Source organism: Halobellus salinus (assembly GCF_014646875.1).
In the GTDB taxonomy this organism is placed as follows: Archaea; Halobacteriota; Halobacteria; order Halobacteriales; family Haloferacaceae; genus Haloquadratum; species Haloquadratum salinum.
Genome location: NZ_BMOC01000020.1, coordinates 20,881 through 36,485, shown reverse-complemented (window position 1 = coordinate 36,485; position 15,605 = coordinate 20,881). Strand labels below are relative to the sequence as shown.

At 66.4% G+C, this 15,605-nt stretch carries 13 protein-coding genes and 1 tRNA gene; 10 read left to right on the top strand and 4 right to left on the bottom strand.

The features are described 5' to 3' along the window. Positions 1 to 208: 208 nt before the first annotated feature. Together IEX72_RS13180 and IEX72_RS13175 are read left to right on the top strand one after the other, a co-directional pair. Positions 209 to 283 (top strand) — tRNA-Val (locus IEX72_RS13180). A gap of 81 nt (positions 284 to 364) precedes the next feature. After that, positions 365 to 658, top strand: a complete 294-nt coding sequence (locus tag IEX72_RS13175; protein WP_188788102.1) for a pyridoxamine 5'-phosphate oxidase family protein — start codon at positions 365 to 367, stop codon at positions 656 to 658. A 273-nt stretch (positions 659 to 931) separates the two neighbouring features. Here IEX72_RS13175 and IEX72_RS13170 read toward each other — a convergent pair whose 3' ends face one another. The 4 genes from IEX72_RS13170 to IEX72_RS13155 form a co-directional block, all read right to left on the bottom strand. Further along, the gene (locus tag IEX72_RS13170) at positions 932 to 1,333 is read right to left on the bottom strand and encodes a hypothetical protein (RefSeq protein WP_188788100.1); all 402 of its coding nucleotides are present in this window, start codon (positions 1,331 to 1,333) and stop codon (positions 932 to 934) included. A 497-nt stretch (positions 1,334 to 1,830) separates the two neighbouring features. Beyond that, positions 1,831 to 2,793 carry a bifunctional 2-dehydro-3-deoxygluconokinase/2-dehydro-3-deoxygalactonokinase gene (gene kdgK1 / locus IEX72_RS13165; RefSeq protein WP_188788098.1) on the bottom strand — a complete coding sequence of 321 codons (963 nt, stop codon included), beginning with the start codon at positions 2,791 to 2,793 and terminating at the stop codon, positions 1,831 to 1,833. Between the two features lie 92 nt (positions 2,794 to 2,885). Beyond that, entirely contained in the window at positions 2,886 to 3,539 is a 654-nt protein-coding gene (locus IEX72_RS13160) for a bifunctional 4-hydroxy-2-oxoglutarate aldolase/2-dehydro-3-deoxy-phosphogluconate aldolase (RefSeq protein ID WP_229663842.1), read from the bottom strand. Positions 3,540 to 3,753: 214 nt separating this feature from the next. Continuing rightward, complete coding sequence (locus IEX72_RS13155) at positions 3,754 to 4,509, bottom strand: IclR family transcriptional regulator (protein WP_188788094.1); 756 nt, start codon at positions 4,507 to 4,509, stop codon at positions 3,754 to 3,756. 309 nt (positions 4,510 to 4,818) lie between these two features. Here IEX72_RS13155 and IEX72_RS13150 point away from each other — a divergent pair, with 309 nt between their 5' ends. From IEX72_RS13150 to IEX72_RS13115, 8 genes are read left to right on the top strand one after another with little or no spacing between them, the layout of a single operon-like run. Beyond that, positions 4,819 to 6,207, top strand: coding sequence for an ABC transporter substrate-binding protein (locus IEX72_RS13150; RefSeq protein WP_188788092.1), 1,389 nt, complete (start codon positions 4,819 to 4,821; stop codon positions 6,205 to 6,207). 9 nt (positions 6,208 to 6,216) lie between these two features. Continuing rightward, positions 6,217 to 7,230, top strand: a complete 1,014-nt coding sequence (locus IEX72_RS13145) for a carbohydrate ABC transporter permease (protein WP_188788090.1) — start codon at positions 6,217 to 6,219, stop codon at positions 7,228 to 7,230. Further along, positions 7,223 to 8,146 (top strand): carbohydrate ABC transporter permease, encoded by a 924-nt coding sequence (locus IEX72_RS13140; RefSeq protein WP_188788088.1) that lies wholly within the window; start codon positions 7,223 to 7,225, stop codon positions 8,144 to 8,146. The genes IEX72_RS13145 and IEX72_RS13140 overlap by 8 nt, the downstream gene beginning before the upstream one ends. A 9-nt stretch (positions 8,147 to 8,155) precedes the next feature. Further along, positions 8,156 to 9,352 (top strand): ABC transporter ATP-binding protein, encoded by a 1,197-nt coding sequence (locus IEX72_RS13135; protein WP_188788084.1) that lies wholly within the window; start codon positions 8,156 to 8,158, stop codon positions 9,350 to 9,352. Next, on the top strand, positions 9,349 to 10,500 hold the full coding sequence (gene dgoD / locus IEX72_RS13130; RefSeq protein ID WP_188788082.1) for a galactonate dehydratase: 1,152 nt from the start codon (positions 9,349 to 9,351) through the stop codon (positions 10,498 to 10,500). The genes IEX72_RS13135 and dgoD overlap by 4 nt, the downstream gene beginning before the upstream one ends. Before the next feature lie 2 nt (positions 10,501 to 10,502). Beyond that, the gene (locus IEX72_RS13125) at positions 10,503 to 11,324 is read left to right on the top strand and encodes an SDR family NAD(P)-dependent oxidoreductase (RefSeq protein ID WP_229663841.1); all 822 of its coding nucleotides are present in this window, start codon (positions 10,503 to 10,505) and stop codon (positions 11,322 to 11,324) included. Then, positions 11,321 to 13,492 (top strand): glycoside hydrolase family 36 protein, encoded by a 2,172-nt coding sequence (locus IEX72_RS13120; protein ID WP_188788078.1) that lies wholly within the window; start codon positions 11,321 to 11,323, stop codon positions 13,490 to 13,492. The genes IEX72_RS13125 and IEX72_RS13120 overlap by 4 nt, the downstream gene beginning before the upstream one ends. Beyond that, positions 13,489 to 15,588 (top strand): beta-galactosidase, encoded by a 2,100-nt coding sequence (locus IEX72_RS13115; RefSeq protein WP_188788077.1) that lies wholly within the window; start codon positions 13,489 to 13,491, stop codon positions 15,586 to 15,588. Before IEX72_RS13120 ends, IEX72_RS13115 begins: the two co-directional genes overlap by 4 nt. The last annotated feature ends 17 nt before the right edge of the window (positions 15,589 to 15,605 follow it).

The following is a 15,605-nucleotide window of genomic DNA, read 5'->3' as shown; positions in this document are numbered from 1 at the left end:
CAGCGTCTGAAACGTCTGTTTGGAACTTGGTGGACTTATGGGTAAGAGACAGTGCTTTAGCGCGGGGAGGATGTCAACGCCGAGCACTACCCCCGGCGGCGGCGCTCGGCGGTACATAGTGGAAGTAATCAGTATGAGGCACCGGTCGCGGTCGGGGAAGCCCCCGAAGAAGAACGCTTAAGTCCGGCACGCGGGAACTCCGGGATACGGGTCGGTGGTCTAGTCCGGTTATGACGGCTCCTTCACACGGAGCAGGCCGGCGGTTCGAATCCGCCCCGACCCACTTCTGACGAACCGTATCGACGAGCGCAGCGAGGAGTCCGTTCGTCGAGGCGGGCCCGCGGATTCGAGCCAGGGAGGTCGCGTGCAGCGGAGTGAGCACGCGGACGCTGCGCGGTTTCTGGTGTACAACGTGTACACGACGTTCAATTGGCGGAGCGTGCTTCTCACGGGAACGATCGAGCGGGTGCCTGGAGGCGAGCGAGCGGCAATCGAGGAGGAACTGGACCTGTCGTGGCGCCCCGAGCTGTTCGAGCAGGATCCCAGCCGCGTGAACGTCGGGCTCTATCGGTTCGAGACCACTGATCAAAGCGGCATCAAGCAGCTCGAACGACAACTCGAGTTTGGCGCGGATTCCTCAGCAGCCATCAAGAAGTAACAGCACCCCGCGACACGGTGGCGTCAGACGGACCAGGCTCGGGATCCCCCCGGGTTGCCCTGCCGGTTGCCTTCGACAGTCGGACCCACGATCCGATGTGGTGTCCGAACGCCACGACTCGGTGTCGGTACCGACGGTCCAATAAGTTACCCACGACTCAGTCGTGGGTCACTGATACTGTCGGCTATAGTCGCGTGACGTATTTCGACACCCCGGGGTGTCGAAAATCTTCACGTAGTTATAGCCGACAGTATGACACGCTCTGTCGGAGCCCTACTCGTGCACGTCGTCCGGTTCCGTCGCATCGTCGCTCACGTCGGCATCGGGACCGTCGGTGTCTTCGCCTCCGTCGGTGGTCTCATCGGTGTCTGATTCGTGCGCGTCGGTGTCTGATTCGTGCGCGTCGGTGTCGGACTCGTCGGCGTCATCCTCGTTATCCTCATCAGTCGAGATGGTGATGGACTCGATGTCTTCATCGTCCGTCGGAGTGGAACTCGCGTCGGCGGCCGCGCCCGCGACATACCCAGCGGTTCCGCCGACCAATCCGCCGATCACGGCACCACCGACGCCACCCTTCCGCAGTCCGGTCACCGTGCCGAGGAACCCGCCAACCAGCGAGGTTCCGACCGAATTCACATCAGCCGCCTTCGAACCGCGTTCGTGTTCTTGCTCCATACCCACAACTACGGCTTCCACGTACATATGTTGTCCACACAGCGTCGAGGCGGAACCCCACCGTCAGGCGGGGGAGGAATCGGACTCCGACAGCTGTGGTCCACTTTCGGTCGCGACGTATACCGATCCGAGACGGCAGCCCTCGACCGTCGACGCCTCGAAGGTGGACTCGGCCGTGTCAGGGCGTCGATCTCCGGCCGCCAGTCGGTGAGCGGCTGGAACGCCGGGTTTGTCACGGGGTCCACGAACGACAGCGGCACTGCCGGAACGGCCGCGAGTCGAGCACGACCAACCGCGCGTCGAGTCGGAGACACGCCGCCACCGCTCGGGATTCCTCCGGCTTTGGCCGGAGGAGGATGTCAGCTGTTGGCATAACTACGTGAAGATTTTCCACGTCCCGGGGTGTCGAAACCGGTCACGTGACTATAGCCGACAGTATTAGCGGTAATTGCGGGCGCTGAGCCCCCTTCCTCAGCGAGCGAGTAGGGTGGGGTGGTTCACCGGGAGATCCCGCCGTCCCCATCCGCCGCGATGAGCGCTCGGACCTCTTCGGGTGTGACGACCGCGAGGTCGCCGTCGATGGTGCGCTTCAGCGATGCCGTGGCCGCTCCGTAGGCGAGTGCGTCCGCAACGTCGCCGCCTCGGAGGCGGCGCGCGAGATACCCGCCGACGAACGCGTCGCCGCTCCCGACGGGGTCAAACGTGTCGGCGGTGTAGGCGTCCTGCTCGTGCGCATCGCCGTCGTGGACCGCAACCGATCCGTGGGCCCCGCGAGTGAGGATGACCGTCTCGAACCCGAACTCGTGGAGGAGGGCGTTGGCGACCTCGATCGCGTCGCCCTCCCGGTTCAGACAGGCGTTCACGTCGCGTTCTGCGGCGACGAGCACGTCGATATGGGGAAACAGCGACGTGTACGCCTCCCCCGCCGCGTCGGGCGACCACAGTTTCGAGCGGTAGTTCAGGTCGAAGGCGGTCGTTGTTCCCGCCCGGCGGGCAGCAGCGAGCAACGCTTCTGTGGTGTCGGCAAGCGTCGGCGACAGCGCCGGGGTGATGCCGCTGGTGTAGAACAGTTCGGCGTCGTCGAGCGTTGCGGTCGGGAGTTCCGAAGGTGTCGCGGTCGTGACCGACGCGTCGCGTCGGTCGTAGACCACGTCGGTTCCGCGGGGGGTGCCGCCGTATTCGAGGTAGTACGTGCCGAGCCGTGCCGAGTCGGTTTCGTCCCACGCGACCGCCGGTTCCACGCCGTGGCTCCGGAGTTCCCCGGTAACCCGCCGGCCGAGCGGCGACGACGGGAGCTTCGACAGCCAGGCCGCCTCACACCCGAGCCGCGCGGCTGCGACTGCGACGTTGCTCTCCGCACCGCCAATGGCGGTGTCGAGCGTCCGGGTCCGTTCGAGTCGCTCTCCCCGCGGCGGTGACAGCCTGAGCATCGTCTCGCCAAACGTCACGAGATCGGGCATGGCCGCGAATTCACCGAGGGTCTACATAAGGGTGCGTATCGTCCATATCCGGAGTGTGTCCGTGTTCCGTGGTTGCGCGGCAGACGGCTCCTTCACTGCCGGGCCGACTCGACAGCCGTTCGGAACGATGTGGCGCGGTCCGTCAGCGTCCCGTACTCCTCGGCAGCGACGGCGTCACTGTCGACAAGCGAACTGCCGACACCGACCCCGTCGGCCCCGGCGTCGACGAACTCCGTAACGTTGTCGAGCGAGACACCGCCGGTGGGGAACAACGGCAGTTGCGGGAGCGGCCCCTTCAGGCTCCGCACGTGGCTGGGACCGAGCGTCGCGGCGGGGAACATCTTCAGCGCGTCCGCGCCCGCCTCGTAGGCGGTGACCGCCTCGGTTGGCGTCATCACGCCCGGCACCACGACGGCCCCGTACCGGTTGCACGTGTCGACCACCCCCGGATCGAAACTCGGGGTCACGACGAACTCCGCGCCCGCGCGCAGTGCCGCTCCCGCGGTCTCGCTGTCCAGCACGGTTCCCGCCCCGACGAGGAGGTCGGATCGATCGAAGGTCTCGCGGAGGTGACTGATGCTGTCGAGGGCGCCGTCGGTGTCGGCGGTCACCTCAACCACGTCGACGCCTCCGGTGAGTAGCGCGTCGGCGACTTCGACGGTCTGACCTGCGGGGACGCCTCTGAGGATTCCCACGACTCCGGTCTCAAGCAGGCGGTCAAAGCAGGTGTGGTGGTGTCTAGTCACGTGTTCTCGTCCGGAGTCGGCAGTATAAATCGCCCGACGAACGGGCCCGCTGGTTGCGGTACTGTTCATTCATACTAACCGATCGCGAGTCACAGAAAACTGTTCAGTCTGGATAAATACCCCAGCCGTACGACCGACGCCACGCCCCCAAGAAGGACAACCAACGGCCGGCGGTGGGAGGGACACCGGCTGACAGCCACTGCCCGACGCCGACTCAGTCCGCGAGTTCGAGTTCAACCCGTTTGGCGGCGCTGAGTACCATCCCCGGGAGGTCCTCTTCGAGACGCTTCCCCGACAGCCGCTCTGCGGGACCCAAGACAGTGAGCGCCCCCGCGAGCGCGTCCGTGTCGTCACCGCGTCTGACCGGTGCGGCAACAGACCGCATCCCGTCGAACAGTTCGCCACGATCGAACGCCAACCCGCGGTCGGTGACCGACCGGAGTTCGGTGTGAAGTTCCGACCGGTTGCTGATCGTCCGGTCGGTCTCGGGGTCGAGGCCGACCGTTTCGACGTACTCTTCGACCGCCTCCCGGGATCGGTACGCGAGGACGACCTTGCCGGCGGCGGTCGCGTGGAGTGGGGCCCGACTGCCCAGCCGGATGCGGCGATCGTTCCGGCTTGACGTCTCGACGGCAGCGTAGACCGCCTCGTTGTGCTCCGGGACCACCAACGCAGTTGCCTCGCCCGTTGATTGTGCGAGTCCGTCGACTTCGGGGCGGGCGATCCGGTGGAGTTCCATCCCGTCACGCACGCCGATCCCGATGTCGAGGAACCGGAGGCCGAGTCGGTACCGCCCCGCGTCGGAGACAACAACCCCCAGCCGCTCCAGCGTCGTGAGGTGGTTGTGGACCGACGCCTTCGAGACGTTGAGTTCGTCGGCGAGTTCCGTGACACCCGCCTCCCTGTTGTCCTCCAGCGCGCGGACGACACGAGCAGTCGTGCGTACCGACCCGACCGGATACTCGGTCACACCCGGTAGTCCGTGCCGGAAGGTCTTAAAATCTGTTCAGTAACAGGAAACACACTCGGTAAATAGTGATAAATAATGACGTATGCGGCGATTTCCGGGTTATGCGGGTTAGTAGGCTGTAGGGGCGTCTTACCGCCCGATATCGTGACTTCCCAACAGAGATTTCGTTCACCGATACCAAACACAACAAATATGAATACGTTCTCTCGCTAATCAAAAACACCGATAGATGGCTTCTAACGCGTGTTCTAACCGAGAGATACCAAACTTTTAAATACGCGTTTTCCCACATACTGGATGAGGATCATTATGACAAATAATGACAGGAATTCGGTCGGACGGCGTCGAGTTCTCAAAGGAGTCGGCCTCGCGGGACTCGCTGGACTGGCCGGGTGTGCCGGGACCGGCGACCCGGGGTCGTCGTCGACGCAGACAACCGAATCGAGCGACAGTATGAGTTCGGGCGGCAGTACCGACGCCGAGACCACGGCGGCCAGCGGGCCGGCGATGGCGGATTCGATCGAGGTGTGGGGGTGGGACGTCGCCGCAAAGTCCCTCGATCTCGTCGACGAGCCGTACGAGGAGGCAAACGGCGGGGCCGTGTCGATCAACCAGATCGGGCGCGCGGACCTGAAAGACAAGTTCAAATCGACGCTGCTCTCGGGGTCCGGCGCGCCGGCGGCGTCAATGATGGAGAGTGTCGACGCCGCGTCGTGGGTCAGTACCGGTGGCCTCCGTGACATCTCCGCGTGGCTTGAAGACTCCGGGATCAAAGGCGAGTTCGTCGAAGGCAAGTGGGGCCCACTCGAGTCGGATGCGGGGACGTTCGCGCTCCCGTGGGATATCGGCCCTGTCGGGACGTTCTACCGTCGCGACGTGCTTGACGAGCACGATATCGACGCCGATTCCGTGGAGACGTGGGACGAGTATATCGAGGAAGGTGAAAAGCTCCCCGACGACCAGTACCTCCTCAACCTCCCGTCGAACGACTACGACGGGCTCTGGCGCATGATGTACCGGCAGATCGGTGGGCAGCCGTTCACCTCGAACGGCGAGGTCAACATTCACTCAGACAAGAGCCTCCAAGTCGCGCGCATCCTCAATCGGATCCGCGACTCGGGCGTTGCCAACGATGTCGCGTCGTGGTCGTCGTCGTGGTTCACCGCCTTCGGAGAGGGAACCACTGCAAGCCTCACCGCGGGCGCGTGGATGGAGGGCACGCTGAAAGCTGAACTCGGCGACACCTCCGGCAACTGGGGCGTGTTCAAGCCGCCGGCCGTCGAGTCCGGGGGGTCGCGTGCGACGAACTGGGGTGGGTCGAATGTCACAATCCCCGCGCAGGTCTCCGAGGAGACAGCGCGCCGGGCGTGGGACTACATGTCGTTCGCCCTGGGCCGCCCGGAGAACCAACTCACGATGTACCGGGAGTTCGGTATCTTCCCGGCGCTCGAGACCACCTACGACTCCGAGGCGTACGACGAGCCACACGAGTTCCTGGACGGCCAGCCCGCGGGTCGCATGTTCGCGGACATCGCTCCGGAGATCAGCCCGTACCGGTACACGGTCGACACCCCCGAAGTGACCAAGGCGATCAACACCCACTTCCGGGACATGATGGCCGGCGACAAGACTCCCAAGGAGGCAGTCGACGCCGCGGCACAACAGGTAGCAGACCGAACCGACCGCGACCTGGCTTAGGGACCTCCGATGGCTACCCGTGACTCCCTGCCGGGGCCCGACCCCTCAGTTCGCGACCGGCTCCGTTTTGCCCGTCAGTCTGTTGGCGAACTCGTCCCGACGCCGGGTGAGGGTATCGTGGGGTATGTCTTCCTGCTCCCCGCGTTCGTTCTGTTCGGCGTGTTCCTCGCGTTTCCGATCGTCTACACCTTCTACCTCTCGTTTTTCAGATTCAACGGCGTCGGGAACGACACGCTGCTGTGGATCGACACCGGCTTTTTGACCTACCGACTGACCAGTATCGCCGACCTCGAGTTCGTGGGGCTCGCGAACTACGCCGCCATGTTCTCCGACTCGCTGTTCCACCAAGCGCTTTTCAACACCACGTTCATCCTGGTGGTGCAGGTGCCCATCATGGTCGCGTTGGCGTTGTTGTTCGCAGTCGCGCTTGACGCGTCGTTCGTGCGGCTCCGAGGGCTCTTCCGAACGGTCCTCGCGCTGCCGGTGTCGGCGAACCTGGTGGCGTACTCCACTGTGTTTCTGCTCATGATGCAGGACGCCGGGCTGGTGAACTACCTCCTGACATCGGTCGGACTTCCAGCGATTCCGTGGCTGACGAGTTCGTTTTGGTCGCGGATGACGATCGTGGGCGCGGTGACCTGGCGGTGGACCGGCTACAACATGATCATCCTGCTCGCCGGGCTCCAGAACATCCCACAGCAGCTGTACGAGGCCGCGGAGATCGACGGCGCGACCCGGATCCAGAAGTTCCGGTACGTCACCGTCCCACAGCTCCGACCCGTCCTGCTTTTCGTGTTCGTCACCTCCACGATCGGCACGTTCAAACTGTTCAGCGAACCGGTGATCATCAACGGTGGCGGCGCGCCGCTGGATTCGACGATCACCATCGTCCAGTACATCTACCAGGCGGCGTTCATCGACTTCCGGCTGGGGTACGCCAGCGCGCTCACGTACGTTCTGATCGCGATCGTCAGCGTCCTCTCGGCGATCCAACTCAACGTCGGCGGTGAGTCCGATGCGTGAGGAGACCCGGCGGGAGGCCGTCTGGCAGTTCCTCACCTACGGGTTCATTCTGCTCGGGGCGGTGACGACACTGGTGCCGCTGTACTGGATCTTCGTTGCGTCGACTCTCAAGGAGTCGGAGTTTCTCTCCTCAACCGATCCGCGACTGATTCCGGGCGACAGCTTCCTTGGGAACTTCGGGGCGTTGCGGGCGCGGGAGAACGTCCAGTTCGTGGGCCACGTCGGGGAGATGACACAGTACGTTGATCTCGGACCCGTGTACTTCGCGTACGACTTCTGGAACCTCTGGAACATGGGTGCAATCGAGAGCAGCATCTTCATCGCCGGAGTGTACACTATCCTGTCGTTGCTCCTGTGTTCGATGGCGGGGTTCGCGTTCGCGAAATACGAGTTCCGGTTCAAACAGCCCATCTTCTACGCCATCCTGGCCACGCTGATCCTCCCGATCCAGCTGCTCGTGATCCCGCTGTTCCTGCTCGTGAGCCAGATCGGGCTGACCAACAGCTACTGGGCGATCATCCTGCCGTGGCTCGCGAACCCCCTTGGGATCTTCCTCATGCGACAGAACATGCGGTCAATCCCCGACGCGCTGTTGGAGTCGGCGCGCATGGACGGCGCCACGGAGTTTCAGCTGTACTACAAGATCGCGCTGCCGACTATGAAATCCTCGTTAGCGGCGCTGTCGATCATCCTGTTTCTGTTCCAGTGGAACCTGTTTCTGTTCCCGCTGGTCATCCTGGATCAGGGGAAATACACCATTCCGGTCGCGATCAACCAACTCGTCGGCGCACAGCGCGTCTACTACGACCAGATCATGGTTGCCGCCACCCTGTCGATCATCCCGATCTTCATCCTGTTTTTGTTCCTGCAGAAACAGTTCGTCAGCGGCATCCTCGCGGGGTCGGTCAAGGAGTAACGGACACCTATGTCACGCATAACACTCGATACGGTACGCAAGGAGTTCGGTAGTGGTGGAGACAAGATCCTCGCGGTCGAGGATGTCGACTTGGAGATCCGGGACGGCGAGTTCCTGGTCTTAGTCGGTCCCTCGGGGTGTGGAAAGACCACAACCCTCCGGTGTGTCGCCGGGCTCGAGGACGTCACCAGCGGCCGGATCACCTTCGGCGACCGCGACGTGACCGGGCTCCGCGCCCGGGAGCGCGACGTCGCGATGGTGTTCCAGAACTACGCGCTCTACCCGCACATGGACGTGCGCCGGAACCTCGGCTTCGGGCTGAAACTCTCGACGAAACTCCCCGCCGCGGAGATCGACCAGCAGGTCGAAGACGTCGCGGAGATGCTGGGGATCGAAGAGCTCCTCGGTCAGAAGCCGAAGGAACTCTCCGGCGGGCAGCAGCAGCGGGTCGCGCTGGGGCGAGCGATCATCCGGGACCCCGAGGCGTTCCTCATGGACGAACCCCTCTCGAACCTCGACGCGAAACTCCGCTCACAGATGCGGACGGAGCTCCAGACGCTCCAGCACGAACTCGACGTGACGACGGTGTACGTCACCCACGACCAGACCGAGGCGATGGCGATGGGTGACCGGATCGCCGTCATGAACGGGGGGACGCTCCAGCAGGTCGGGACCGCCGAAGAAGTGTACCGCGACCCGGTAAACGAGTTCGTGGCCGACTTCATCGGCTCACCCAGCATCAACGTCTTCGACGCAACCGTCGACGGCGCGCGTCTTGACGGCCCCGGGGAGTTCAGCTACCACCTCTCGGAGACCGACCCGGTCGAGGGGCTACGCACGGTCCGTGTGGGGATCCGGCCCGAGGACATCCAACTCGTCGACAACGGCATCAAGCTAGGGGTGAACGTGCTCGAACCGATGGGCAACGAGAACTTCCTCTACGCCACGCTCGGCGAACAGGAGGTCACCGCCCGCATCGACCCGACGAACCGACCACACCCCGGGGAGTCGGTGTCGTTTGCCTTCGACGAGGCGGCGCTGTACCTGTTCGACCCCGAAACGGGCGCGTCGCTGAAAACGAAACGCGACGGGGAGGTCCCCACGACGCCCGATTCCATCCCGAACCGGGAGGGCGTCGAGTCCACCACCGGCACGGGTCCGGACACCGGGTCGAACGACGACCGGATGGAGGAGACGGTCGAATGACGCGGATCGTCGACTACGACCTGTATCAGGTGCCACCGCGGTGGCTCTTCCTCCGGATCGAGACGAGCGACGGTCGCGTCGGCTGGGGCGAGCCGGTCGTCGAAGGCAGAGCCCGGACGGTCGAGACCGCCGTCGAGGAGCTGCTCGATACGTACCTGCTCGGCGAGGATCCGGCGCCGATCGAGGACCACTGGCAGACGATGTACCGCGGCGGGTTCTACCGCGGCGGCCCGGTCCTCATGTCGGCCATCGCGGGGATCGACCAGGCGCTGTGGGACCTCAAGGGCAAGCAGTTCGGCGCGCCGGTCTACGACCTCCTCGGCGGCCCCGCCCGGAACCGGGTGCGGGTGTACCAGTGGGTCGGCGGGGACCGTCCGGAAGGCGTCGCCCAGGCGGCCGAAGAGAAGGTCGAAGAGGGGTTCACGGCACTGAAGATGAACGCGACGGCGGAACTCCGGCGGATCGACACCCCCGGCGCGGTCGACGCCGCCCGCGAGCGGATCGCGACCGTCCGCGACGCGGTCGGTCCCGAGGTCGACATCGGCGTCGATTTCCACGGCCGCGTGTCGAAACCGATGGCGAAGCGGCTCACGCAGGCTCTGGAACCCTACGAGCCGATGTTCGTCGAAGAGCCGGTGCTCCCCGAGCACAACGACTGGCTGCCGGAACTCGCAGCGAAGACGTCGATCCCGATCGCGACCGGCGAACGCATGTACTCCCGGTGGGATTTCAAGCAGGTGTTCGAGAACGGGTCGGTCGACGTGATCCAACCCGACCTCTCACACGCCGGCGGCATCACCGAGGTGAAAAAGATCGTGGGGATGGCCGAGGCGTACGACGTGGCGATGGCGCCCCACTGCCCGCTCGGACCGATCGCGCTCGCGGCATGTGTCCAGGTCGACGCGTGTTCACCCAACGTGCTCATCCAAGAGCAGAGCCTGGACATCCACTACAACCAGGGGAGCGACGTTCTCGACTACCTCTCGGACCCGTCGGTGTTCGAGTACCACGACGGGTACGTCGAACTCCCGACCGACCCCGGGCTGGGAATCGACATCGACGAGCGGCGCGTCCGGGAATTGTCCGACGAGATTGACTGGCACAACCCGGTCTGGCGCCACGAGGACGGCAGCGTCGCGGAGTGGTGACCGTGTCGGCACACAGATTCGAAGACCGCGTCGCGGTCGTCACCGGATCCACCCGCGGCATCGGCGCTGGCGTCGCAAAACGACTCGCACGCGAAGGAGCGAGGGTTGTCGTGACTGGACGCACTCGCGAGGCGGGCGAACGCACCGTCGACGCGATCCGCGAGGCCGGTGGGGTGGCCACGTTCGTCCGTGCGGACATGCGCGACCGCGACGACATCGCGGCGCTGTTCGAGGCGGCGGCCGACACCTACGGCGGAGTCGACGTGCTCGTGAACAACGCCGGGGTCGAAACCGAAACGAGCGTCGCGGAGGCGACAACCGAGGAGTGGGAACTCGTCGTCGAGACCGATTTCCGGGCGTTCTGGCTGTGCGCAAAGGAGGCGGCCAGCCGTATGGGTGCGGGCGCGATCGTCAACACCTCCTCGAACCACGCGTTCCTCACGATGCCGGAGATGTTCCCGTACAACGCGGTCAAGGCGGGCATCAACGGGATGACCCGGGCCATGGCGCTAGACCTCGGGCCACACGTTCGGGTGAACACCGTCAACCCCGGATGGATCGCGATCGAGCGGACGGTGTCGGAGATGAGTGGCGACAGGCGGCGGGAACTGGCGTCGCTCCACCCGGTCGGGCGGCTCGGAACGCCCGACGACGTTGCGGCGGCGGTCGCGTTCCTCGCCAGCGACGACGCCGGGTTCGTCACCGGCACGACCCTGGTCGTCGACGGGGGCCGGACCGCAGTGATGCAGGACGACACCCTCCCGGACTACCGGCGGCGACTGACCGACGGGCCGGACGGCGACGACCGGGGGGGCTGCCCGTGACTCGAGTCGACGCCGGCCGGACGGTGGTCGCGTACGACCCCGACACCCGGCGGCTCGACATCCGATCCGGGACCGACGACACCGACCCCTTGTGTACCGGTCACGTGGATGTCCGCGTCGCCGACGCCGACGCCGACGCCGACGCGGCGTCGGAGCCGACCCTCGCTCTCGACGTCTCCATCGCGCCGTCCGGAACCGGGGGGGTCGACCTGACGGTCGCGGTCACCAACCGGTCGGCGGCGCCGGTCCGCGTTGCAGGCGTCGACGTGGTCGACGGCGACACGCCGTTCGGGCCAGCCGACCGGGCGTTTCTCCACGGCTACCAGTCGTGGACCCCGACCGCGACACTCCGGCTCGACGAGTCGTTCCCGCCGGAAGAGCCCGCCAACCGCCCGCAGATGGTCGACCTCGCCGCACCCGCCGACGCACGGACGAGCCACGCCGTGACGGCACTCACGGGCGACCCAGGAGAGTTGACGCTCGGGTTTCTGGATCACGACGCGTTCCTCTCGCGGTTCGATCTCCGGACCGACGCCGACACGGGACGGACAGCCCTCACCGCGGTCTGCCCGTTCGACGGCGTCGCTCTCGAACCGGGAGAGTGCCGCGAGGCCGCGACCCTCCGGGTCGACGCGGGCCGGCCCGTTCCGGCCGCACTCGCCGGGTTGGCGTCGGCGGTCGGCGACCGGATGGACGCCCGGATCCCCGAGTCCGTCCCCACCGGGTGGTGTTCGTGGTACCACTACTTCACCGAGGTGACCGCGGCTGACATCCGCACGACGATCGACGACCTCGGAGCGTGGAACGTCGACCTCGACGTGCTCCAGATCGACGACGGCTACGAGACCGCGTTCGGCGACTGGCGAACGTTTGACGCGGGCTTCGAGTCGATGGCGGGGGTGCGCGACGACATCGCCGACGCGGGGTACACACCCGGGCTCTGGGTCGCCCCGTTCTACGTCCAGGCCGACTCCCGACTCGCCGCGTCACACCCCGAGTGGCTGGTGACAGAGAACGACGACCCCGTCGACGCCGGGGCGCGCCACGGACCGATGTACGCGCTGGACACGACCCATCCCGGGGTGACTGAGTGGCTCTGTGACACCTTTGCGACGATTGTCGACGAGTGGGAAATCGAGTATCTCAAACTCGACTTCCTCTACGCGGCCGCACTCCCCGGCGACCGCCACGACGACGCGACGCGCGCCGAGGCGTACCGCCGGGGGCTGTCGGCGATCCGCGACGCCGTCGGCGACACGTTCGTCGTGGGGTGTGGTGCGCCGGGGTTCGCGAGCGTCGGTCTGGTGGACGCGATGCGGGTCGGCCCCGACACGGCCCCGTACTGGCGGCGCGAGGGCGACGCCGCGAGCCAACCCGCCCACGAGAACGCGGTCCGGAACGTTCTCAACCGACAGTTCTGTCACCGCCGGCTGTGGGTGAACGACCCCGACTGCCAACTGGTCCGGACCACGACGGCGCTCACCGACGCCGAGCGCGAGTCGTTCGCGGCGGTGGTGGCGCTCTCCGGCGGGTCGAACCTCCTCAGCGACGCGGTCGCGGAGATCGACCGCGACGGCCGTCGGCTGTTCGAGCGGACGCTTCCGCCGGTCGACGGCGGGCGGGTCGGGGGGCTGCCGGAGCGTGCGTTCCCGGACCGAATCGTGTGTGACCGCCCCGCCGACGGCGGTGCAGCGGTCGCGGCGTTCAACTGGACCGACGACGCACGAACCCTCCGGGTCGATCCCGCGAACCACGTCGACAACACCGGTGACTCGCTCGCGTCACCCCCGTACGCCTGGGACGCGCTCGGGCCCGACGACCCCGCCCACGGACGGCTCTCCCGCGGTCCGATCGAGCGGACCGTCGCGCCGCACGGGTGTCTCCTGGTGCACTGTGCGCCCGCGCCGCCGGACCGGCGGCCGACGGTCGTCGGCGCGGCACACCTCGCGAACGCGGCGTCACAGCTCGCGACGACCCGGTGGGACGACGGCACGCTGACGGTCAGGCTCGATGCCGACGCCCCGATGGAGCTGGTCGTCGCGACCCCCGGGGCGAGGCGGGCGACCGACCCTGCGGGGTCCGAACCAGTCACCGACGAACCGAACGGGAGCGACGGCGCCGTAACGGTCGTCGCGACTCCCGGATCGAACGAGTTCCAATTCGAATGACAGACACACCTGAACACACAGACCGGCGGCACAGCACGCACCCCACGGACGACCGACGAGAGACCGCAGCGGACGGGGGATCGTCCCCGGCCGCCGCAGCGACACCCCGGATCGGCGTCTGTTACTTCCCCGAACACTGGCCCCGGGAGCGGTGGAAGACCGACGTCGACCAGATGGTCGACGCCGGCATCGACGTGGTCCGGATGGGGGAGTTCTCGTGGGGCCGGATCGAACCCGAGCGCGGCGCGTTCGACTTCGAGTGGCTCGACACCGCCGTGTCGCTGTTCGACGACGCGGGGATCGACGTGGTGCTCTGCACCCCGACTGCGACCCCCCCGAAGTGGCTGATCGACGACCACCCCGAGATCCTCCAGGCCGAACCCGACGGAACAGCCCGGGAGTTCGGCAGCCGCCGGCACTACTGCTTCAACTCCCCGGTCTACCGCGAGGAGACCGAGCGGATCGTCCGGGCGATGGCCGAGCGGTACGCCGACGCCGACGCGGTCGTCGGGTGGCAGACCGACAACGAGTACGGGTGTCACGACACCATCCGGTGTTACTGTTCGGACTGCGCAACGGCGTTCCGCGAGTGGTGCCGCGAGGAGTACGGCACCGTCGACGAACTGAACGAGGCGTGGGGGACGGCGTTCTGGAGTCAACAGCACGCCTCCTTCGCGGAACTCGACCCGCCGGGACACACCGTGACCGACCACCACCCCTCACGGCGCCTGGCGTACGCCCGATTTGCGAGCGAGAGCGTCGCCGACTACAACCGCTTCCAGACGGAGCTCCTCCGGGAGAGCAACGACGAGTGGTTCGTGACTCACAATTTTATGGGCCACTTCGAGACGCTGGACGCCTTTGAGGTGGGCGAAGACCTCGATTTCGCGACGTGGGACTCCTACCCAACCGGGTTCGCGCAGTTCCGGGAGCCGTCGGCGGTGACCGACAACCGGCTCCGGGCGGGCGACCCCGACCAGGTGAGCTTCAACCACGATCTCTACCGTGGCCCGGCCGGGTTCTGGGTGATGGAGCAGCAACCCGGCGACGTGAACTGGCCGCCGCGGTGCCCACAACCCGGCGAGGGGGCGATGCGACTGTGGGCCCACCAGGCGGTCGCCCACGGCGCGAACGTCGTCTCGTACTTCCGGTGGCGGCGGTGCCGGCAGGGTCAAGAGCAGTACCACGCCGGCCTGCGGAAACACGATGGCTCCGCCGACCGCGGGTACGACGACGCCGCCCGCGCCGCCGGGGAGTTCGACGCGCTCGGCGACCTCGATCCGGTCGACCCCGACGTTGCGGTGTGTGTCTCCTACGACGACCTCTGGGCGCTCTCGGACCACCCCCACGCCCCGGAGTTCGAGTACTTGCGGCTGGTCGATTCGTTCTACCGCGCCCTCCGTGCCCGGGGACATCAGGTCGACGTCGTCGAACCCGACGCCGACCTCGACGGGTACGCCGCGGTGGTCGCGCCCACGCTCCACCTGGCCGACGAGTCGCTCGCCGCCCGGTTTGAGGCGTACGCCGCGGGCGGCGGCCACCTGCTCGTGGGGCCGCGAACCGGGTACAAGCTCCCCGACAACCGGATCCAGCCCGACCTCGCTCCCGGCCCCTTCGCCGACCTCGTGGGCGGCCACGTGGACCAGCACGAAACCCTCCCGGAGTCGCTGCCGACACGGCTCACCTACCGTGGCGACGAGTACGACTTCCGGACGTGGGCCGAGTGGCTCACGCCCGACGCGGCGCGAGCCACCGGCGAGTACACTGCAGGGGCTGCAGCCGGCCGCCCGGCCGTCCTCGAGCGCAGTGTCGACGCCGGGTCGGTCGCGTACTGCGGCGTGTGGCCCAGCGAGGAACTCGCCGACGCCCTGGTGACAGACGTTCTCGACCGGGCAGGTGTCTCCTCCACAGACCGACTCCCGGAGACCGTGCGGGTGGCCCGGCGCGACGGCCGCGTGTGGGTACTCAACTTCGGGAGTGGCCCCCTCACCGTCGACGTGCCCGCAGACGCCACGTGGTACGTCGGTGGGGCGTCGATCCCGGGCTACGGCGTCGGCGTTGTTGACGCCGACGTGTCCGACATCTCCATTCAGTGACCGACCGGGGGTAGCGA